The organism is Subtercola endophyticus (assembly GCF_021044565.1).
Lineage (GTDB): Bacteria > Actinomycetota > Actinomycetes > Actinomycetales > Microbacteriaceae > Subtercola > Subtercola endophyticus.
Map to the genome: position 1 here is coordinate 590,042 of NZ_CP087997.1, position 21,139 is coordinate 611,180.

At 62.3% G+C, this 21,139-nt stretch carries 19 protein-coding genes, 1 tRNA gene and 1 pseudogene; 13 read left to right on the forward strand and 8 right to left on the reverse strand.

Annotated features, from left to right (window positions below; genetic code table 11):
- Positions 1-166 precede the first annotated feature (166 nt).
- Complete coding sequence (gene hisS / locus LQ955_RS02995) at positions 167-1,441, forward strand: histidine--tRNA ligase (protein WP_231026752.1); 1,275 nt, start codon at positions 167-169, stop codon at positions 1,439-1,441.
- A 722-nt stretch (positions 1,442-2,163) separates the two neighbouring features.
- Here the strand turns inward: hisS and LQ955_RS03000 are convergent.
- Entirely contained in the window at positions 2,164-2,724 is a 561-nt protein-coding gene (locus LQ955_RS03000; RefSeq protein WP_231026753.1) for an SHOCT domain-containing protein, read from the reverse strand.
- A gap of 31 nt (positions 2,725-2,755) precedes the next feature.
- Positions 2,756-2,932, reverse strand: a complete 177-nt coding sequence (locus LQ955_RS03005; RefSeq protein ID WP_231026754.1) for a hypothetical protein — start codon at positions 2,930-2,932, stop codon at positions 2,756-2,758.
- A gap of 255 nt (positions 2,933-3,187) precedes the next feature.
- Here LQ955_RS03005 and LQ955_RS03010 point away from each other — a divergent pair, with 255 nt between their 5' ends.
- The 9 genes from LQ955_RS03010 (at position 3,188) to LQ955_RS03050 (ending at position 11,172) form a co-directional block, all read left to right on the forward strand.
- Positions 3,188-3,625: a MarR family winged helix-turn-helix transcriptional regulator gene (locus LQ955_RS03010; protein ID WP_231026755.1), complete on the forward strand. Its 438-nt coding sequence runs from the start codon at positions 3,188-3,190 to the stop codon at positions 3,623-3,625.
- Between the two features lie 2 nt (positions 3,626-3,627).
- Complete coding sequence (locus LQ955_RS03015) at positions 3,628-5,025, forward strand: MFS transporter (protein ID WP_231026756.1); 1,398 nt, start codon at positions 3,628-3,630, stop codon at positions 5,023-5,025.
- Between the two features lie 154 nt (positions 5,026-5,179).
- Complete coding sequence (gene eno, locus LQ955_RS03020; protein WP_231026757.1) at positions 5,180-6,460, forward strand: phosphopyruvate hydratase; 1,281 nt, start codon at positions 5,180-5,182, stop codon at positions 6,458-6,460.
- A 76-nt stretch (positions 6,461-6,536) separates the two neighbouring features.
- Entirely contained in the window at positions 6,537-7,109 is a 573-nt protein-coding gene (locus LQ955_RS03025) for an FtsB family cell division protein (RefSeq protein ID WP_231026758.1), read from the forward strand.
- A 6-nt stretch (positions 7,110-7,115) separates the two neighbouring features.
- Complete coding sequence (locus tag LQ955_RS03030; protein WP_231026759.1) at positions 7,116-7,625, forward strand: DUF501 domain-containing protein; 510 nt, start codon at positions 7,116-7,118, stop codon at positions 7,623-7,625.
- Positions 7,626-7,795: 170 nt separating this feature from the next.
- A complete protein-coding gene (locus LQ955_RS03035; RefSeq protein ID WP_231026760.1) occupies positions 7,796-9,214 on the forward strand; it encodes an NAD(P)/FAD-dependent oxidoreductase in 1,419 nt (472 codons plus the stop codon).
- Between the two features lie 79 nt (positions 9,215-9,293).
- Positions 9,294-9,367, forward strand: a tRNA-Leu gene (locus tag LQ955_RS03040).
- A gap of 267 nt (positions 9,368-9,634) precedes the next feature.
- Positions 9,635-9,871 (forward strand): hypothetical protein, encoded by a 237-nt coding sequence (locus LQ955_RS03045; protein ID WP_231026761.1) that lies wholly within the window; start codon positions 9,635-9,637, stop codon positions 9,869-9,871.
- A 599-nt stretch (positions 9,872-10,470) separates the two neighbouring features.
- Positions 10,471-11,172 carry an SMI1/KNR4 family protein gene (locus tag LQ955_RS03050; RefSeq protein ID WP_231026762.1) on the forward strand — a complete coding sequence of 234 codons (702 nt, stop codon included), beginning with the start codon at positions 10,471-10,473 and terminating at the stop codon, positions 11,170-11,172.
- A gap of 37 nt (positions 11,173-11,209) precedes the next feature.
- On the opposite strand, the gene LQ955_RS03055 is transcribed toward LQ955_RS03050, so the two are convergent.
- Positions 11,210-11,821, reverse strand: a complete 612-nt coding sequence (locus LQ955_RS03055) for a hypothetical protein (protein ID WP_231026763.1) — start codon at positions 11,819-11,821, stop codon at positions 11,210-11,212.
- A gap of 268 nt (positions 11,822-12,089) precedes the next feature.
- On the opposite strand from LQ955_RS03055, the gene LQ955_RS03060 reads away from it, so the two are divergent.
- Entirely contained in the window at positions 12,090-12,794 is a 705-nt protein-coding gene (locus tag LQ955_RS03060; protein ID WP_231026764.1) for a hypothetical protein, read from the forward strand.
- 73 nt (positions 12,795-12,867) lie between these two features.
- Here the strand turns inward: LQ955_RS03060 and LQ955_RS03065 are convergent, their stop codons facing one another.
- The gene (locus LQ955_RS03065; RefSeq protein WP_313788379.1) at positions 12,868-13,692 is read right to left on the reverse strand and encodes a tyrosine-type recombinase/integrase; all 825 of its coding nucleotides are present in this window, start codon (positions 13,690-13,692) and stop codon (positions 12,868-12,870) included.
- A gap of 102 nt (positions 13,693-13,794) precedes the next feature.
- On the opposite strand from LQ955_RS03065, the gene LQ955_RS20110 reads away from it, so the two are divergent.
- Positions 13,795-14,181, forward strand: coding sequence for an IS3 family transposase (locus LQ955_RS20110; protein WP_313788380.1), 387 nt, complete (start codon positions 13,795-13,797; stop codon positions 14,179-14,181).
- Between the two features lie 84 nt (positions 14,182-14,265).
- On the opposite strand, the gene LQ955_RS03075 is transcribed toward LQ955_RS20110, so the two are convergent.
- The 4 genes and pseudogenes from LQ955_RS03075 to LQ955_RS03090 all read right to left on the reverse strand — a co-directional run bounded on the left by LQ955_RS03075 (position 14,266) and on the right by LQ955_RS03090 (position 19,349).
- Positions 14,266-15,201 (reverse strand): MBL fold metallo-hydrolase, encoded by a 936-nt coding sequence (locus tag LQ955_RS03075; protein ID WP_231026767.1) that lies wholly within the window; start codon positions 15,199-15,201, stop codon positions 14,266-14,268.
- A gap of 210 nt (positions 15,202-15,411) precedes the next feature.
- Positions 15,412-16,380, reverse strand: a complete 969-nt coding sequence (locus LQ955_RS03080) for an IS481 family transposase (RefSeq protein WP_231026768.1) — start codon at positions 16,378-16,380, stop codon at positions 15,412-15,414.
- Between the two features lie 219 nt (positions 16,381-16,599).
- Positions 16,600-18,048 (reverse strand): annotated as a pseudogene (locus tag LQ955_RS03085) (carotenoid oxygenase family protein); the annotation flags it as partial.
- 35 nt (positions 18,049-18,083) lie between these two features.
- Positions 18,084-19,349, reverse strand: a complete 1,266-nt coding sequence (locus LQ955_RS03090; RefSeq protein WP_231026770.1) for a PucR family transcriptional regulator — start codon at positions 19,347-19,349, stop codon at positions 18,084-18,086.
- A 127-nt stretch (positions 19,350-19,476) separates the two neighbouring features.
- Between LQ955_RS03090 and LQ955_RS03095 the strand changes: the two genes are divergently transcribed.
- The gene (locus LQ955_RS03095) at positions 19,477-21,105 is read left to right on the forward strand and encodes an aldehyde dehydrogenase family protein (protein WP_255713679.1); all 1,629 of its coding nucleotides are present in this window, start codon (positions 19,477-19,479) and stop codon (positions 21,103-21,105) included.
- Positions 21,106-21,139 lie beyond the last annotated feature (34 nt).

The following is a 21,139-nucleotide window of genomic DNA, read 5'->3' on the forward strand; positions in this document are numbered from 1 at the left end:
CGAAACTCCGCTCGGCTCCGACGAAACTCCGCTCGGCTCCGACGAAACTCCGCTCTGCTCCGACGAAACTCCGCCCTGCTCCGACGAAACTCCGCTCGGCGCGAAGAGGGTCGGGTTCGGGTCAGGATCGGCGGAGCATCCTGCGCCGGCCTGGCACAATTGAGGCATGGCTCAAGCAATAACCCCGCCTCGCGGCATGCGCGACTTTCTGCCCGCCGAGAAGGCGGCCCGCGAGCGTGCGCTCGGCATCATCCGCCGCTCGTACACCGCGCACGGCTTCGACGAGATCGAGACTCCCGTCATGGAAGACATCGAGCGCCTGCACTCGGGCCTCGGCGGTGACAACGAGAAGCTGAGCTTCAGCGTGCTCAAGCGCGCCATCCCCGCAGCCGAGCTGGCAGCGGCGGCAGAACAGGATGACCCGCAGAGCCTTGCCGACCTGGGGCTGCGATTCGACCTCACTGTTCCGCTCGCCCGGTTCTACGCCAGTCACCGTGGTGAGTTGCCGAGCGTGTTCCGTGCGATTCAGATCGCCCCGGTCTGGCGCGCCGAGCGCCCGCAAAAGGGCCGTTATCGCCAGTTCGTGCAGTGCGACATCGACATCATCGGCGAGCCGAGCCAGCTCGCCGAGGCCGAGATCATCACCGCCACCCTCGCCACGCTCGACGCGCTCGGGCTCGAGGGCTGCACCATTCGTATCAACGACCGCCGGCTGCTCACCGCGATGCTCGAGGTGTTCGGATTCGCCCCCCACGAACATCTGCAGGTCTTGATCACCGTCGACAAACTCGACAAGGTGGGCACCGACGGCGTCGTGGCCGAGTTGCGCGAACGCGGAGTCACCCCCGCCGCCGTCGACGCCCTGGACGCTTTCTTTCACCGCGTCACCACCATGGAGTTCAACCCCTTCGGCGTGCGTGCCATCACCAAAGCGCTGCCGCACGGCGTCGATCCGGCGCTCATCGACGAGCTCGCCGCTCTCGCTGACGTGATCGACCCCGAAGTTCTCGTATTCGACCCGTTTCTCGTGCGCGGAATGGGCTACTACACCGGAACCATCTTCGAAATCGCCCACCCCGACTTCTCGTTCTCGCTCGGCGGGGGAGGGCGCTACGACGGCATGATCGGCCGCTTTCTCGGCCAAGACGTCGCCGCCTGCGGCTTCTCCATCGGCTTCGAGCGCATCGTCGACCTCCTGCAGGCCGAGGCCTCCGGGGCGACGGATGCTCTGCTGCTGCTCCACGAACCCTCCGCCTCCCCGGCTCAGCTCGTGGGCCTCAAGACGCAACTCATCGCCGCCGGCACCCGCGTTCGCCTCGAGCGCCGCACCAAGAACACCAAAGCGCAACTGGACCGCGCCTCCGCCGCCGGCTTCACCTCCTTTGCCTTCGTCACCCCCTCCACCCACGACCTAGCCGACCTGGCCCCCAAGCCCATCTAATCCGAAGAGTCGGTTTGCGGCCGAGAGCGCTCGGTCGATGCTCAAGGGCCGAGAATCTTGACTTTTTGTGCTTCGAACTCAGTCTGAGTAAGGATGCCCCGATCCCTTAGCACTGCGAGTCTCTCGAGGAGCGGGGCCATTTCGGCGAGATCGTCTGCGCCCGTCTTTTTCTGAAGATCGCTAGTGAAGACGGCGGACACTTGTGGGGCAGCATTCGCCGCGTCGTCTCTCGTCGCCGGTAACTCGACGGGCCGTCCGTTCAACATAACAGTGCGATGGGGCGCGTGGATTGCCGCAGAGCCGCCCGAACTCGAACCGCGCCCCACGGTCGAAGAGGACTGCCTCATCACACCTGCAGTGCCGTTCGACACATCGCCCCACAGAATACGAAACCGTGTCGGACGCGTCGGATCGATGGAAGCAGGCAGGTCCATCCCCACCTCAGGCCAGACGGTTGTAATGAGAGAGGCCTCATATCGCGCGGAGGTCGGAGCCACGGAGGGGCCCTGAAGGATAAGGTGCATGACGACCTGGCCGGTACGTCTGCCCTCGTAGTGACCGCGGCTGTTAATTGAGATGACCCGAGCGGTACCCATAACGCCGTTGCGCAGTGGTTTGGGCCGTGCGCGGTGAGTTCCTACCGTGACCGCCCACCAGAACAGCAGAACAATGCCGACGGGGATCCATACCCACCACGGAATCTGTTCAAGGACCGACACCGCTCAGCCTTTGCTTTGCGTCGAATTGAGGATGTGTTCTTTCTGTTCGGCATATTCCGCTTCGCTCACTTCGCCGCGATCACGCAGAGCGGCGAGCTGTTCGAGTGATGCCACGACTATCCCTGCTGGCGAGTTCGGGTTCGTGATGGGCTCGGTCGCCGCGACGGCCACACCGCGCATACGCTGCTGAAGCTCGTAAGCCCGCTTTCGGGCGAGTTCAGCAGGATCAGGAATCGCGTCCCAGTCGATCACGACGTCATGGATCTTCTTAGGATCGAATACACAGGGCAACTCCATTCCTGGTTGTGGCCATGTGTGGGTGAAGATCGACTGTTCGTATAACACTGCGGTTGGCTGGATGCCCGGCCCACTGACGACGAGGTTCATCGTGCAGAAGCCTTGGGGGCTGTCGGCCAATCGATCTCTCGTGTCGACTGACACGACGTGCGCGCTGCCGATGACTCCATGACGAACGGAGGAGGGTCGACGACGCCTAATGGAGGTGATGATGCCGAGCACGGTCAGGGCGGGAAGCACGAAGCTGAGAACGTCGGTGAGAATCAAGTTGTTTTGCCTTTCGCTAATCTGTCTTGCATCAGATCGAGAGCTTGTCCGTCTGCTCCACGAACTCAACATCGTTGAGAAAGCCGCGGTCGTGCAGCATCGTGAGCGCCTTGAACCCGTAGGGAGATGGCGCGTAGGCAGCTACCGGGCTTGATGTTCCGGTGCAGCCGCCCGCTGCTCGCGTCAGCGTTCCCGTCGGATGGGCCAAGCGACCAGTTGGTGGAGCCGCTAGAGCTGACGATGAGCAACCGCGCACCATCAACGCGTGCCCGAGCGCCCACTCGCCGAGCGGCTGATGAAGTAACATGACGTGGCTCCTGAAGTCGAAGAGCGCGGTGTCGAGTGATCAGCGGCCCATAAGCCGAGAATACATCACTAGCGAGCAAACCTCGAGAAACTCGCCTGAGTATGCGCTGAGCGAACGGTTTTGGAATATACATAGTTCGGCTATACAATAAATCAAGTGAACAGCGAATTAAGTGCACTTCTCGGTGACCTCGTCACGGTCACCCACCGTCTTACCCGTCTCGCGGCCCAGGCCACGGGAGAAACCACCTCACCCGCCTCGTGGCGAACGCTGAGCGTTCTGACATCTGCCGGCCCCATGCGGCTCGGCGAACTCGCGGCCGCGAGCCGTGTGAGTCAGCCCACGATGACCAAGATCGTGCGCAACCTCAACGAGCTCGAGTGGATCAAGCGCATCGCCGACAGTTCGGATGCCCGCGCCTGGCTCATCGCCATCGCGCCGAAGGGCGAACGAGCCCTCGACGATTGGCGCTTCCGGCTCGGCGTCGCCCTCGAACCCCTCTTTGCCGACCTGTCGAGCCGTCAGCTCGACGTTCTAGCCGAAGCGACCGACCTGATCGGCGACCGCATCGGAGTACAGGAGCTAGCTGCCTAATCATGTCTATCAGGCCCTCTGAACAAGGCTCCCTGACGACCCCCGCCTCACCATCGACGAAGGCCGCCCCAGCCCAACCAACCAACCCGCATAACACCACCGCACACGGCACCACCGCACACGGCACCACCGCACACAGCACCACCGCACACAGCACCAACGCACACGCCCCGCACGGCGGCGGCGGAGCATCCATTCTCCATCAGCCCAAAGCCGTCTGGGCCGTAGCCTTCGCCAGCGTCATCGCCTTCATGGGCATCGGCCTCGTCGACCCGATTCTGCCGGCCATCGCCGAGAGCCTGAAGGCCACTCCGACCCAGACCAGCCTGCTTTTCACGAGCTACTTGGTCGTCACCGGCCTCGCCATGCTCATCACGAGCTTCATCTCGAGCCGCATCGGCGCCAAAAAAACCCTGCTCATCGGACTCGCCCTCATCGTGGTGTTCGCCGCGCTCGCCGGCGCCTCGGGCAGCGTCGAGGCCGTTATCGGCTTTCGTGGCGGCTGGGGCCTGGGCAATGCGCTCTTCATCTCTACGGCGCTCGCGACGATCGTCGGCGCAGCCAGCGGGGGAGCCTCGAGCGCCATCGTGCTCTACGAAGCCGCTCTCGGCCTCGGCATCGCCATCGGGCCGCTGCTCGGCGGACTGCTGGGCTCGATCAGCTGGCGCGGTCCGTTCTTCGGCACGGCCGTTCTCATGGCCATCGGCTTCGTCGCCATCGCGGTGCTGCTGAAGAAAGACAACAAAGCCGATCGCAGCCCGACCCGATTGTCGGCGCCGATTCGCGCCCTCGGTGTGCCGAGCATCCGCCTGCTGGCCTTCACCGCACTCTTCTACAACATGGGCTTCTTCACCCTGCTGGCATACACGCCGTTTCCGCTCGGCCTCAGCGCCATCGGGCTCGGCTTGGTGTTCTTCGGCTGGGGCCTCGGTGTCGCCATCACCTCTGTGTTCGTCGCCCCGATACTGACGCGCCGGATGAAGCGCACTACTGCCCTCACGGGAGCCTTGGTGCTGCTCGCCCTCGACCTCATAGCGGGCGGAGTGCTGATCGCCTCCACGACAGGACTGATCGTCACCATCGTGGTCGGCGGCCTGCTGCTCGGTGTCGTGAATACCGTGCTCACCGAATCGGTGATGATGGCGAGCGACCTTCCCCGAACCGTGGCGTCGTCAGCGTATTCTTCCGTGCGCTTTCTCGGCGGAGCCATCGCGCCGCCCGCCGCAGCCGCACTCGCAGTGGCCGTTTCGCCCGGCTTTCCCATGTACGCCGCCGCCGGCTCCGTGGTCATCGCCGCCCTGTTCGTGGTCTTCGGGCGCAAGACGCTCGCCCGCGTCGACAACGGGGGAGAAGAGTCCGAGATCGTCGAGGCAGAAGCGCTGAGCGTCGGCGAAGAGTAGGCGCACGCAGATGAGTTATGCACAGTCGCCGGCTCCGGATGCTCATGCACAGCTTTCGGCGTCGGTGACACGCCTTCTCGGCCTTCGTTAGACTGGGCGGCGGATGAACGCCTCACGCGTCATCCGTCATTTTGAACCCTGAGGAGACAATCCAGTGGCATTGATCGAAGCTGTAGGCGCTCGCGAGATCCTTGATTCGCGCGGCAACCCGACCATCGAGGTCGAGGTTCTGCTCGACGACGGCGTGGTCTCCCGCGCCGCCGTTCCGTCCGGTGCATCGACCGGAGCCTTCGAAGCCTACGAACTGCGCGACGGCGACAAGAGCCGCTACCTCGGCAAGGGCGTGCTGAAGGCTGTCGACTCCGTCATCGACGAGCTCGGCCCGGCCCTCGAGGGTTTCGACGCGAGCGACCAGCGCCTTGTCGACGGCGCCATGATCGCGCTCGACGGCACTGAGAACAAGAGCCGTCTGGGTGCCAACGCCATCCTCGGCGTCTCGCTCGCCGTCGCCCGTGCGGCAGCCGACTCGGCCGACCTGCCGCTGTTCCGGTATGTCGGCGGCCCCAACGCGCACGTACTGCCGGTGCCGATGATGAACATCATCAACGGTGGTTCGCACGCCGACTCGAACGTCGACATTCAGGAGTTCATGATCGCGCCGATCGGTGCCGACACGTTCGCCGAGGCGCTGCGTTGGGGTGTCGAGACGTACCACGCGTTGAAGTCGCTCATGTCGAGCAAGGGCCTGTCGACCGGTCTGGGCGACGAGGGGGGATTCGCTCCCAACCTCTCGAGCAACGCCGCGGCGCTCGATCTGATCGTCGAAGCGATCTCCAAGGCGGGCTTCACGCCCGGCAAAGACATCGCTCTGGCCATGGACTGCGCCGCGAGCGAGTTCTACAAAGACGGCGCCTACCAGTTCGAGGGCAAGGCCACCACGGCACAGGAGCTCAGCTCGTACTACGAGAACCTGCTCGCGAACTACCCGCTCGTCTCCATCGAAGACCCGCTCGAAGAAGACGACTGGGAAGGCTACCAGCACCTCACCGGCGAAATCGGCAGCAAGGTGCAGCTCGTCGGCGACGACCTGTTCGTCACCAACCCCGCTCGCCTCGCCAAGGGAATCTCCCTGGGCGTCGCCAACTCGCTTCTGGTGAAGGTCAACCAGATCGGCACGCTCACCGAGACGCTCGACGCCGTCAGCCTCGCTCAGCGCAGCGGCTACACCACGATGATGTCGCACCGCTCGGGTGAAACCGAAGACACCACCATCGCCGACCTCGCCGTCGCCACGAACTCGGGTCAGATCAAGACCGGTGCGCCTGCCAGAAGCGAGCGAGTCGCTAAGTACAATCAGCTGTTGAGGATCGAAGAAGAACTGGCCGAGGCCGCCGTGTACGCGGGTCGCTCCGCGTTCCCGCGCTTCAAGGGCTGAGTCGCCTGCTTCTGTCACAGGGCCAGCGGCCGTGTGGTGTTCCTCGAACTGATCGTCGATACGTTTGAGGAACACCATGCCGCCACCCGCCAAGCCAAGAACCCGGGGTGCGTCGCGCCCGGCCGCCGGTTCGGCGGGCGGAGCTGCATCGACGAACTGGTTGCGTAGCATCCGGTTCTCCGGATTCACGGTGCTGATGCTGGTCGTTCTCGTCTTGTTCGTCGTGGTCGTGGCGCCGGGCGCTCGCATCTTCATCGAGCAGCGCCAGCAGATCGCCGACCTGCAGAACAGCCTGCAGTCCGCTCAGGCGCAGAATGCCACCCTCAACTCGCAGGTCGCGCGGTGGGGCGACCCGGCGTACATCCGGGCCGAGGCGCGTGAGCGGCTCTACTTCGTGATGCCCGGTGAAACGGCGTTTCTGGTGCTCAACGACACTCAAGCCGGATCAGCTGCTTCATCGGCGCCGGTGAGCACGAGCATCCAGTCGACCCAGACCAACTGGATGGCCGCACTCTTCGCCTCGGGAATGACGGCCGGTCTCAGCACAGAGACCGCCGGTCAGCTCGGTGCCACGGGCCAGCTCGGGTCTGGAACCGGTGCGGCCTCGACCGACCCGGCAGCGACGCCCACACCGACCCCCACTCCTTAGGAACTCATGACCACCCCACCGTTCGATGCCCCGACCGAGGCCGATATCGCCACGGTGTCGGCACAGCTCGGCCGGCCGGCTCGCAACGTGCTCGGTATAGCAGCGCGTTGCGTCTGCGGTGCGCCCACCGTGGTTGCCACGGCGCCACGGCTCGACGACGGAACCCCGTTTCCGACGCTGTACTACCTGAGCCACCCGGCAGCGACCGCCGCGATGTCAGACCTCGAAGCCACCCAGGTGATGCCCGAGTTGCAAGACCTGCTGACTTCCGATGAAGCAGTCGGCGATGCGTATCGGGCCGCCCATGCGCAGTACTTGGCAGACCGTGAGTCAATCGCGATCGTGCTTGAGATCGCCGGCATTTCGGCCGGGGGCATGCCCGTTCGCGTGAAGTGTCTGCACGCGCTCGCCGCCCACGCGCTCGCAGCGGGGCCGGGAGTGAATCCCATCGGTGATCTCGCGCTCGAACGCGGCGACTGGTCGCCGCTTGTATGCGAATGCATTCAATATTCGTAGAACAGCCCCAAGGGGCGGGGCATCCGGTATCCTTAGTAGTGAGGCCAGTGCGGGCCAATAACCAGCTCCGTCACACAGACCTCGGTTGGGCTGCCTTGTGCGGTCGTTCCGGGGGCAAGTGACGGAGGTAGTAGCCTATGGCTATACCTTCACTGAGGAGATCCTTTACTGTGCCCAAAATCCTGATCGTCGGCGGCGGTTACGCCGGTTTCTACACCGCCTGGAAGCTCGAGAAATGGCTTCGCTCGGGCGAGGCCGAGGTCACAGTTGTCGACCCTCTGCCGTACATGACGTACCAGCCTTTTCTGCCCGAGGTCGCTTCGGGCTCCATTGAGCCGCGTCACGCGGTCGTCTCGTTGCGTCGTCACCTCAAGAAGACGAAGGTCATCGCGGGCAAGGTCGAGAAGATCACCCACGCCGAGAAGACCGTTACGATTCTGCCGAACGCGGGCGAGCAGTACGACCTCGAGTACGACATCATCGTGGTCACCGCCGGTGCGGTTTCGCGCACGTTCCCCATTCCCGGTGTTGCAGACGAGGCCATCGGCCTGAAGACCATCGAAGAGGCGGTCGCCATTCGCGACCGCATCCTGACCAACTTCGACAAGGCTTCGCAGTTGCCCGAAGGCCCCGAGCGCGATCGCCTGCTCACCTTCGTCGTTGTGGGCGGTGGATTCGCGGGCATCGAGATCTTCGCCGAAATGCGTTCATTCGCCAGCGCATTGCTCGACCGCTACCCCGAACTCGCCTTCGAAGACACGCACTTTCACCTCATCGAGGCCATGGGCCGCATCATGCCCGAGGTTTCGATCAAGACCGCCGACTGGGTCATCAAGAACCTCGCCGAGCGCGGCGCCGAGATCCACCTCGACACCCAGCTCAAGTCGGCCGTCGGCGGAGTCATCGAACTTTCGACCGGCGAGAGCTTCGAGTCGGACACGGTCGTCTGGACGGCCGGGGTCATGGCCAGCCCGATGCTGAAGAACACCGACCTTCCGATCGAAGAGCGCGGCCGCCTTCGTGTTCGCCCCGACCTTCGTGTTCACGACGAGAACGACGAGGTCGTCATCGACGCTTGGGGTGCCGGCGACGTCTCGGCCGTCCCCGATCTGTCGGGTGGCGGTGTCGGCGGTTTCTGCGTTCCGAACGCTCAGCACGCCGTTCGCCAGGGCAAGCGCCTCGCCAAGAACCTCGTCGCCGAACTTCGCGGCGAAGACCTCGAGGACTACTTCCACAAGAACGCGGGCGCGGTCGCCGGCCTCGGCCTCGGTGTCGGTGCCTTCCAGAGCGGCAAGATCGGCGTCACAGGCCTTCCCGCCTGGTTCATGCACCGCGGTTACCACGGCCTGGCAATGCCGAGCTGGGAGCGCAAGTTCCGCGTCATCTGGGGGTGGGTGCTCAACTTCTTCCTCGGTCGTGACATCGTTTCGCTCGAGGCCCGAGTTCACCCGAGGGCAGCGTTCGAAGAATTCGCGTCACGGCCCCGGCCCGCTGTTGCTGCCGTGGCTGAGCCCGCCTCTGCTTCGGCCGGGCATCCGGGCCCTGCAGGCGCGCCCGTGTCCGTCGGCGGAGCCGTCTCGAAAGAGTGACCGTCGCGGCGCCGTGACCTGCGTTCATTCGCGGTCTCGGCGTCGTCGGCTCGCGATGCAACAGCGTCAGCTGGCTCGCGCCCCCATAGCCCAATTGGCAGAGGCAGTCGACTTAAAATCGACACAGTGAGGGTTCGAGTCCCTCTGGGGGTACGAAGCTCGAAGGCCCTACTTCCCCTTATTCATGCGGAAGTAGGGCCTTTCTCTTGCTCCGAGAATCGCGTTTTGGACACATTTTGGACACACTTCAATTCGAGACGTTGTCATTTGAGACGTTCCAAGTGATCTCGGCGGCAGTGAAAAGCGATGCCCTCACTACAAAACTCTGCTTGAGGGAGTGAATCTTGCGCCGAGTTGCAGGGTCCCGAGTGCGTCACTAGGCTGACTCTCCACGGTTTCGTGGCCTGATAGGTGGATCTCGTGCCCGAGCCGTTCGAAGACGAACCTCTCGAACTAGCAAGCTGGCAGATGATCGTGGGAATTCTTCGGTCGGAGGATCTTCCGGATCTCGCCACCGACGCTTTGGTTCGAGGTGTCGATAGTCCGTCTCTCCGAGTCCTTGCGGGAGCCGATGCCGATGACGTCCGAGAATCACGTGACCTCTTCGTCGACGCTCTTGCGGAGTTGAATATCTCGATTCTCGACGAAGACGCGTAACGGTGGAAGTTAGTTCGGGCAACTGCCAAGGCGATCATCGCTGGCTCCGTGGATCCACAGGCCGGGGCCGAGTTCATTTGGCACACGGCAGCTTGGCAGGTGCGCGAGGGGGGTGATCTACGTATCTTCGTCGGATTGGCGTCCCAGTTGCAGGACTATCCCGCTGACGCAGATCCACTTGAGCGCGAGATCGTTGATGCGGCGCGAGAGCTGCTCAATCGATCGGCTCCGCGCCGCTGGATTCAGCTACGAGCGTCACTCGCAGGTTCCCCTCTCAGCCGTTCGGGCCCCTCAGGACACCAAGGTATCTTGGTGGCAGACACGCCCATCAGTGACCGTCTCAAACTGGCTCTTACCGAATGGAACGAGAGCTACCGATCATTAATCGGAGAGTGGCCGGCCCGGGGTGGATTCCTCTCCGAGGACGAGGCAGAGTTGTTCGTGTTGGCGGGCCGAGGACTCGCGGAGGACCTTCAAACGGAGCTCGGGCCAACGTATCGCGTCGAATATACGCAGGAAGCTACACGTGCGCCTGGATTGAAACTGGCGCGCCGCAATCGACTAAGTCGCCGCTGGCGTAGAGATGGGAGGATTCCGTCATGAAGACAGCAGCGACGATGGCGATCAGGCTATTCAGGCGCGCTGGTATTCCTCTTGATCCGGGCCTCTCCGAGGAGCAGATCCGAGCCTTTGAGGACGAGTTCGGATTTGAATTCGACGCCGACCATCGTGAGCTGCTCATGCTAGCTGTACCGACGGGTCGTGGGTGGTTCGATTGGCGACGCAGCACGCGCGAAGACATCGAGTCCCGGCTTGCCTGGCCGGTCGAAGGCATTCTTTGGGACGTTCATTACAACGACTTCTGGCCGACAGTCTGGGGGCGAAAGCCCTCAGGAGCTCCCGCTCTCGAATCGACAGCTCGTCAGCACCTCGCGGCGGTGCCGAAACTCGTGCCGCTTTTCAGGCACCGGTTCATGGCGGCAGCCACGCGAGGAGGGGGAGCGCCGGTCTTCTCGGTCGTGCAGGCCGACGTCGCGCTGTACGGTGAGAATCTTGTCGACTATGTCGCGCGCGAGACCGGTTCGACGAAGCGGTACCACTCGTCACCCCATCGACGCATCGAGTTCTGGTCGCCGCTCGCCGAACTTGATCCGCGATACATCATTTGGCCCGAGGGGGAGCCGCGGCTGTTTTGGAATCGAGCAATCGAGGGCGGTTTCGTGCATCCGACACACGTGACGAAGGAGGGCGGCCCGCTCCCGGTGGGCTCACCGATCGAGTACAAGGCGTACCGCACGTGAGTGAACTTGATGCTGGTCTCCCTTCTAACGACGCGAATCACTCGGGCCGAACGTCGCCATGCCAGCCGAGCGGACCGGCGAGAAGGCCAAGTCGGTTGTGGGACTCTTGCTTCGAGTGCTGCCATCCGTAGGGCTCGACCAGTACGTAACTCTCACCTGACGTTGAATCGCGTGTCCGACTGGCCCCAAGACCATCCGTGAAGACTTCCTCATCGATCCAGACAAATAGCTGGTGCACCCAATCGACGGCATCGCGGGGAATCGCGTAAAGCCACGGTTGCGTCACTTGGGCGGAGGGGAGGCCCAGTTTGAGTCTGGCGCTCAATCCCGATCGCTGCGCGACTTCGACGTCGACCTCACCCGTAGTCCATCGAAAGTCGCGCAACTCGTAATCCGATTCCGGCACGCTTCCACTTCGGGCTGACCCGACAACCGCGAACGCCTCAACAATCTCGCTATCTTCGATCACCGCCCAATGTTGGCACGTCTTGCGACTCGATGCTTGGCGCGACCCCCTCCACAATTCATGCTGTCGAAACGTGCTCGCATCGCCGGATTCGAGCAAGGAGGCGAATTGGTCTCCCGTCAGCCTCGCAATCTTGAATTCGGCGGCCTTGCCGGCGACAGCATTGTCGTCAGAAACTATCACCCGATTACTTCAGCCGTGAGTTCGGGATTCGAGACGTCCGATACAACGAGACGCCTCGGTTCGGCCCGAGGTCGCGCCGCCGTGGTTGTACTTCGATATGAGCGTCGACGTCGACTGAAGGTGTTCACGCTCGCGTGCGCTGGCAATTTGTGTCCAACATACGTGGCTAACGACGGAGGGCCTCTCCCTGATAGCTGACGATCGAGTAAATGACCTGTCGTGCTTTCTACGCGAACCGAAGCCCTCCAGCAGAGATACGCTGAAGGTGATGCATACTCGAGTCGGTGATTTCAGCCGAATCAACAGCCAGACATCTGATGTCAGTTTCTCCGGTGGTGAACGTCGCACGTGCGTACTTATCTTCTCGAGAAGTTGGAAGACGGTCAGAGTCGGCGAGACTGTCCTGAAGAGACTCCATACTGACTTTCCGTTTCCGGATCGCGGTGGTTGGTTCGCCGACGCCGGTGGTGCTGCCTATTTAGTGGACCTCGTCAAATTGTTTTCTGCCCGACTAGATCCGGGGTTGTTGGCGAGGTCAGATGTAAAACTCGTCACTCGGTTCATATCGGGCTCACCTCGTATCGATGAAGAGGCGGTGGATGCCCTTGAGAAACTCACGAGAGCCCGCTTCTATATTCGACGACGCCAAACCACGGCACCCGTCTCCGATCCGGCAGAACGCCGCACGATTCGGTTTTTCCCAGATTACGGTTCCTACGCAACGATTTGGGAAGTTGGCGGGCTCACTAGCGCCAAAGCGCTCGGCCTCTCGCGCGAACTGACCAAGAGTATTCGTCGTTGGTATGAACACTGGGAAATCCATTTCGCCAGACAGATGGCATGGGATTCGGCCGACCAGCACGACACGTATGTGCGAGAAGGGAGAATCGTTGCGGCGGGCCTTTCGCAGGAGGTTCGGCATTTCGCCGTCGTCGAGTCAAGGTTCGAAGATTTTTACCCTTACCCGTCGTAGAGACGATGCGCGGGGGTCTGGATGGAGGATTTTAGAGCCGTCGGGCTAGCCATCGAACAATATGACCGACGGATCATCCTGCGGCGTTGAAATTCCTCGACCGAGACCGAGCCTGGTCGAGGGCATCGGCAACCGCGTCGAGGTCGTCGTCGAAAAGGTCTGCGTAGGTGTCGAGGGTCATGGCGGCTGACTTGTGCCCGAGCATCCGTTGCACGGCCTTCACGTTGGCTCCTGCACTGATCGCCAGGCTGGCGGCAGTGTGTCTGAGGTCGTGCAGCGTGATGCGAGGGAACGACGGATCGTCCTTCTGCAGCCGGCGAATCGCGTACTCGTACCAGCCGTCTCGGGATGATGGAGTTCCGAGATGCGTGTTGCCGTCACCGAACACGAGCTGCTCGCGGGACTTTCCTTCGCAAAACCGCGCCAGCGGCTCGGCGAAAAATGAGGGATAGGGCACGCTTCGAGCTTCGTGCCCTTTCGGAGTACCGATGACAATTCGGCCGCCGACTCGTGGCGCGTTCACCTGAACGAGAACCCGGCGACGCAGTGTGTCGAGCGAGCCGACTCGCATCCCGATTGCCTCGCCCCACCGCAGACCGGTGTAAGCGAGGAAGAGCACGAGCGTTTCGTTCTGGCCGCACTCTGCAGCCAGTCGGTCTACCTGCTCGTGCGCGAGGTAGACGCGACGTTTCGGCGTCTTTCGGGGGAGGTTCACCCCTCGGGCTGGATTGGCGAGCATCCGTCTGTCGGCAACTGCGGAGTCAAGAATGGATGCGAGCACACCGTGGGCGCGCAGCACAACCGAGGCGTTCTTGCGGCTATTCAGCTCTGTTACCCACGCCTGCACCTCGCTGGGCCTGATTCCGCCGACCGCTCGCTCGGCCCAAAGCGGCGCCACGTGAAGTCGGTAGGCGCGTTGGATTGGGTCGAGGCTGCTCGGCTTCAGATGCGTTTGGTGCTGTAGCCAGCCGGCCGCCAGGGTGCCGACGGTTACTCGTGCATGACTCTCGTCGATCCACTGGCCACGTGCCATCGAGACTTCGTTCTCGGCCAGAAACAGCTCGGCCTCGCGTTTCGTTTTGAAACCGTTCTTGCGGGTCTGGCTGTGGTCAGGCTTTCGGTATCTGACCCGATACCGCTTGCCGGCTGCCGATTCGTACGACATGCCATGGCCGAGGCATTCAACTCGCTATTCAAAGCCGAACTGATCCGTAACCGCGGCCCGTGGAAGAGCATCGACGACCTCGAAATCGCTGTCGCCGAGTACATCGACTGGTTCAACCACCGCCGCCTACACGGCGAGCTGAGCCACGTCCCACCCATCGAGAAAGAAAACGCCTACTACACACAAACCCCCGCCCCTCAACTGAGAGAACGGGTCAACTAAAGCCTCCACCAAACCCGGGGCTAGACAAATTGAATGCGTGCAGCAATGCCCCGAAATCGGGCGAACGCTCCAACTGACCCCGGGTCAGTCGATCCGGTAGTGCTCGCCGTCGGAGTGCACGTGGCCGCAGGTGGGCGGGCCGAAGTGGGTGCCGAGAACGAGGGTTCCCGAGTCGGCCCATTCGGCGACCAGGCGCTTGCGGGTGGCGCGGGACTGGTCCATGTCGGTGTCTAGCTGGGACGACCATTCGGGGCGGGCGACCTGGTAGATCGAGTGGGCCATGTCGCCCGTGATCACGGCGGATTCGCCGTTGGACTCGATCACGACGCAGACGTGCCCGGGGGTGTGCCCGGGCGACGGCACCAAGCGCACACCCGGGGCGATCGTCGCATCCGATTGGACCAGCTCCATCAGGCCCGCGTCGGCGATCGGGCGCACGGAGTCGTTGAACACGGCGGCGCCGTCGACCATCTGACGTGCCCAGTCGGAGGTGTAACCGCTGCCAGCCTCGGGGTCGTCGGCGTAGCTCTTCCAGTGCTCGTACTCCGATCGCACGAAGTAGTAGCGGGCATTGGGGAACGTGGGGCGCCACTCGCCGTCGACCAGGATCGTGTTCCAACCCGTGTGGTCGATGTGCAGGTGCGTGCAGATCACACCGTCGACGGTCTCGGGTGACCAGCCGATCTCGGTGAGGCGGTCGAGGAAGTCGGTATGCAGGCCGGAGAACATCGCGGCGGCGCGCTGTTTGTCGTTTCCGATGCCGGTGTCGACGATCAGGCGCTTGCCGTCGGGAGTCTCGATCAAGAACGAGTGCACGCCGGCCGCGATCTCACCGGCCTCGTTCATCCACGTCGGCTCCAGCCAGTCCTTCATGGCGAGCACCTCCTCCAGCGACCCGCTGTCCCAGCCCTGTGCGATCGCCGGGCTGAGCGGCGACCAGTACAGCATCTCGACGTGTTTGGTGATCGGGATCTCCCCGATCAGCCAGTGGTCTGCACCCGTGGTGGCCCCTGCATCCATCGTGTCTCCTCATCGAGCGGCGGATGCTCGCACTTTATCGGGCGGGGGAATCACAGGTACAGGACCGGATGGGCAACGCAGAATTGTCGATCGGGTCGTGATAGAGCATCGTCGATGCCCGGACATGGTCTTGCTTCTGCGATCGCGACGGTGATGCTTGCGCGCGTCCTCGCACTGCACGTTGCTTGGTGGACTAGTTGTACTTGGCCATCAGGTTGGTGTCACGCGGTTGATGGGTGTGGTTCCGATGCCGGTGTGGATGCGTTCAGTGTTGTAGTAGTTCAGCCAGGGCGCAAGGGCGCGCGCACGTTCGGTGTTGCTGGTGAACGGGCGGGCGTACGCCCATTCGGTGGCGAGGGTGCGGTTCAGGCGTTCGACTTTCCCATTGGTCCAGGGGCAGTGCGGTTTGATGAAGCGTTGCACTGCGCCGAGCTGGGCGACTGCCGCCTTGAACGCAGTCGAGTGCCGGTACGCGAAAGCGTTGTCGCTGATCACGCGTTCGATTCGTGGGATGCCGCAGCTGGCGAAGAACTCCGCAGCGCGCAGGAGCACCCCGGCAGCGGTAGCGCCCTTCTCGTCGGCACAGATTTCGGCGTACGCGAGCCGGGTGTGGTCATCGATCACAGCGTGCACGTAGTCGTAGCCAACCCGGCCGCGGCTGGTCTTGTGGTTCCGAGACGTTTGAGCAGGATCGGCCCGCCATCCGCCGCCGTTAGGGATCCGGCCAAGCTTTTTCACATCGACATGCACAAGCTCGCCGGGGCGTTCTCGTTCGTACCGGTTCGCTGTCGCCCGGGTGGCTCGGATGGGCTGCCCGGAGACGGGGTCGCAGTCCGCGAGCGGGGGTATCTCGTGACGGGCAAGGATCCGTGACACGGTCCGAGCGGCAACGGTGGTTTCGGCTGCGATCCGTGCGGGCCCGCACCGCAGCCGGGCACGAGCGTCGAGGACGGCTTCCTCTCGGTCAGGACTCGTGCGAGTCGGTGTGTGGTGTGGCCGACTGGACCTGTCGACCAAACCGGGAAGGCCCTCGGCGCGGTAGCGGCGCACCCACCGGTACGCGCACTGCCTCGAGATGCCGAGTTCCTTCGCAACGTGGGCCGCAGGACGGCCTGAGAGAACGCGTTCTACGAGCAGAACCCTGCCGCGAACAGTGAGTCGGGCATTAACGTGGGACATGAGGACCTCCGTGACCTGAAGAGATGTCAGATACCTCCACTAAGCCCCGGAGGTCCTCCTCAAATCAAGCCCCGAACGTCACCAACGTCATGGCCAAGTACACCTAGTTCAGGCGGCAGTGGTCATGCTGGCGATACTGCTTTCGAGGACTTGTTGGCTTGCCCAACTACCGTGGAAGCCGAACGGAATGCGAACCGGCAATGCCACCCGGGCGAGAGGGATCCGTGTGAAGTTCGAGGCGTCGTGAACCAGCAACTCGCTGAGTTCGGTCTCGGGATTCCACCAAATCGACAGGATGTATCCATCGTCCTCGACGGATGCTCCATCGCGCGCGACGAAGACCGGTTCGCTCGGGCTGGTCAGATTGTCGGGGCCTTCAACGACGACCGTCGAATCCGCCACGTAATCGTGTTTCGCCAGACCATCGCTCATGGTTGCGGGGCTCAATGATCTCGTGGTCACGAAGTAACCGAAGCGGTGCTGTATGCCGAGGTACGCGTCATTGATCTTCGGGAATTCGCCGGCGATACCTGAGAGCATCGTGTCGGCTACTTTTCCGGTCTTGACGTTGACGCGCCATTGCCACGGAAGCGCCGGAGGGAACCATTCGTGAGACGACAATGGCGTGTTGCCGTGGGCGGGGTTCCCGAGGCGTGAAATTCGATGAAGATCGATCACGACCTCGTCGCCGATCTCATACGCGTTGTAGAAGTGAGTCGGACCGAAGATCCCATTTGCTTCGTACCAGGTGACTTTCTTAGTGCGCCGGTCCATCAACACGATCTGAGTGCCGTGCGGGAGTGCGCTTTCGTCCCAAATCACGCCGGGGCGACCCTGCATGATGAGATCGAGTCGGAACAGCGACGGGGTCACGAAGAAGATCGCGTAGTTGTCGCTGACCACGAAGTCGTGCATCAGCACGGGCAGCCCTATGTCGATCGAGTGGGTTTCGATGATCTGCCCCGACGTCACGTCTGCCCGGTACCAGGTTATTATCGGCCCCTTTGCGGCGAAGAACAGCATGTCGCCGCACAGGCGATCGATCTTGTAGTGCGCTGTGCAGAGGGTGTCTATTCCACCGTGAAAATCATAGGTGCCTTGTGTGGCCAGAGTCTCGGGGTGCAATTGATGAGGAAGGCCACCTTCGAAATACACCAGCAGTCGATCGTCGAAAATGCCGACGTTGGTATTTGCAACGTTCTTGGATGGCGGCGCGCCGAGGGGAGCTCGACCGGGAGTGCCGCCATTGACGAAACCGCTGTAGACAGCTTCGCCTTGCTCGATCTCGACTTTCATCGAATCCGTCTCGACCCAGCGTGTGCGGTAGGCGACTCTCCCGTCGCGAATGTAGACACCGCATACCATTCCGTCACCTTCCCACCAGTGGTACCGATCGGTGTTGCGGGGCTCGAACCGAGGGTTTGACGAGATGCGGAAAAGTGCGCCAGCGAGGTCGGAGGGGATTTCACCGATGATCGGCAGGTCGAATGCTTCCGATTCTGTCGTCCACGGGGAGAACGGCCCGTTGAGAAATTTGTTGTCAGTCGGCCACAGCGTCATTGGTAGGTCCTTTCGGGCGCTCCTCCTGTGCGCTTCGGCACGCACAGCAGGTTCGCGATTAGATCCTCCTTCGAAGAGCAGAGTGCTGCCAGCGTTCTGGTGACACATTTTCGGGCCTGAACTGCGTTCAGAAGTCAATCCCGCTATGACGCATCGTCCAGGGTGGCCGACTCCAGTGCGACAAGCAACTCGAAGGAGCGATCATCGATTTCGTGTCCGAGGAGTTCGGATGCACGCCGGACGCGAGCGGCGACGGTGTTCGGAGCGATATTGAGTCGTGAAGCTGCGGCAGCTCGACTTCGGCCGGATTTGAGGTACAACCGAAGTGTCTCTCGAAGCTCCCGCAGCCGTGGGTCCGGCCCGAGTAGTGGTGCGATCTCGATCCGTGCGAATCGCTGGGCTGCTTCTCGGTTCAGCGCAAGAAGCGCAGAAAAACCGTTGTCTCGGAAGGCCCAGAAGCGCCGAACGTCTGAGTGTCCAGCGAGGGCGCGCAGATCTTGTGCGCATCGGTAGCCAGTGCGAACTCCGGCCTGTCCCTGACCGGCCGGTCCGAGTGCCAGACGCATCCAGGATGGTCGAGGTACGGCGGAGATGATCTTGTCGACGTGGTGGGGAGCGTCGCCTGAGTATCGCCACCAGAGAACGGTCACTTCGTCGAATCCGATCGCAATCGAACCGTGAGCGTTCGTTGCTGCGGCAATGTCGGAAAGTATTCGCTGCATCTCGGCTTCACGATCTGGAACAAACGAGCCAGGCGTCGCCCAGGCGAACGCAATGAGGTGTGTTCCAGTGAGCCGAATGCCCAGAATGGATTCAGCGTCTGGTGGAGGAGTGTCTCCGGCGACAATGACATCGAGAACCGAGCGCCGAAGGGCCGGAATGCGACCATTCCAGAGCCTTTGTTCGTCGTCGTAGGCGTTGCTCAGATCGCGGATGTAGACGTTGGCGTACGCAAACATGCGCGCATTGATCTCCCGCACCGCGTCTACGAACTCCACGGCTCTGAGTTCATCTTGCATGACGGCGAGCAAGGCGTCTTGAACCAAAGTGTGTGACACCCACACGGTTTGCAGCACCGCACCGACTCCGACACCTTGCCGAACTGCCGCGCGGGCATTGTCGATTGCACCGGCGGGGGCAAGCATGTGTTGCGGATCTGCATTGACAAACAGCGCGATGAGTGTGGAGAGGATGCATTCTTCGCAGCCTTGACGTTCGCGACCGGTCACCATGGTCGGCAGTTCAGACACCGAGGCAGTCACATCGGCGACCACTCGCACCGCCGTCTCAACGGCCCAGGCGACCATTTCGGGTCCGAGAATGTCGACTGCCCTGCTGCGTTCGGCTGCGCCTGCGGCAGAATTGGCAAGGAGGCTTGCCCAGTCAGCTGATGAATGAAGACCGCGCATCCACTCCGAAGTCTTTGTGTTCACCGGCTCGGGTCAATCTCCTCTCGGCGACGGTCGGGTAAGAAATCCCGCGATCTGGCCTGCAAAAAGCATAGGCGAGACGGCGAGTATGGGCTGGAAATTCTAAATGGTCCTGAATGTCAGGGTAAAGTGTCTCTATTGTAGGACTAAGGCAGTTCAACGAGCGTCGACTCGGCCCGCGCGGTCGGCGCGTTCAAGGAGGTTAGCAGTGACCAACGTGACAACGGCGATCAAGAAGTCTGTATTGCTCACCGCTCGGGGGTGGACAGGTGAGGCGTACTCGGGCGGCTGGTTCCGCGGTGCCGGAGACCAGATGCCGGTGATCGAGAAAGCCACCCTCTCTCAGCTCGCGGTAGTCGATCAGATCACGACTGCCCAGCTCGATCAGGTTGCTGAGCGCGCGAGGGATGCACGTAAGGGCTGGGCGGCTGACCCCCAGTTGCGCCGCAGTGTTCTCCTTCGAGCCTGCGAGATTCTCGAAGCCAACCGCGGGGAGGTCGTCGAATGGATTGTCCGTGAGTCGGGAAGCATCCCGGCGAAGGGCAACGGCGAGGTCACCGATTCGATTGCCGAGCTAGCAAACGCCGCCGACCTGGCGACGGAGGAACACGGCGTGATTCTGCGCAAGGGTGGCACGGAACTGACAAGTGTGGCCGAGCGAGTGCCTTATGGCACGGTGGGAATCATAACCCCGTGGAACGTGCCACTGTTGCTCGCGATGCGTTCCGTCGCGCCAGCCTTGGGGCTTGGCAACACGGTCATTCTCAAGCCCGACAATCAGACGGCGATCAGTGGGGGAATTCTGATCGCCAGAGTGCTCGAAGAGGCTGGGGTGCCGAGCGGGGTGTTCAATGTGGTGCCCGGCGCGGGTACGGTGATTGGCGAGGCGCTCATTCTGCATCCGCTGGTCGGACTCGTCAGCTTCACGGGTTCTACCATGACGGGTCGACGCATCGCGAGCTTGGCGGCTCCGCTCTTGAAGAAAGTCGCTCTCGAACTTGGCGGCAAGAATCCGCATGTGGTGCTCGCAGATGCAGATGTTGATGGTGCTGCGGCCTCAGGCGCCTGGGGAACGTTTCAGCATCAGGGACAAGTGTGTATGGCAATCGGCCGGCATATCGTCGATTCTGAGGTGGTCGATCGCTACACCTCGAATCTGGTTGCACGCGCCGCGATCTTGCGGCAAGGTGATCCCTTCGTCGACGAAGTCGAACTCGGCCCTCTCATCAACGAGCGTCAGGCCGCTCACGTCGAGGAAATCGTGGAAGACGCGCGTGCGCGCGGTGCCGTCGTCGTTGGTGGCGAGCGGCACGGGGCATTTATGCCGCCGACCGTCATCAGTGGCGTTGTTCCGGGAATGCGCGCGTACGGTGAGGAGATCTTCGGGCCGGTAGCCGTCGTGATTGCCGCAAAGAGCGACGAAGACGCGATCCGTATTGCGAATGACACAGAATACGGTTTGTCCGCGTCGGTACACAGTGCCGATCTGCTCCGGGCCAATTCTGTCGCAGACCGGATTCGCTCTGGGATGGTGCACATCAATGCTCAGCCCATCAACGACAACCCATGGTCTCCCATGGGGGGTCTTGGCGCATCCGGAAGCGGCGGAAGATTCGGGGGTCCAGCGAATGTTGAGATGTTCACGACGTGGCGATGGCGCACAACGCGCACGGTGCCCGAACGCGGTTTCTTCCCTGAACCGAAATCGCAATCGGGTCACGTGTCGCTCGATTGACCTGTCCGTCATTGTGTCGTAGAGTCTCGTATGT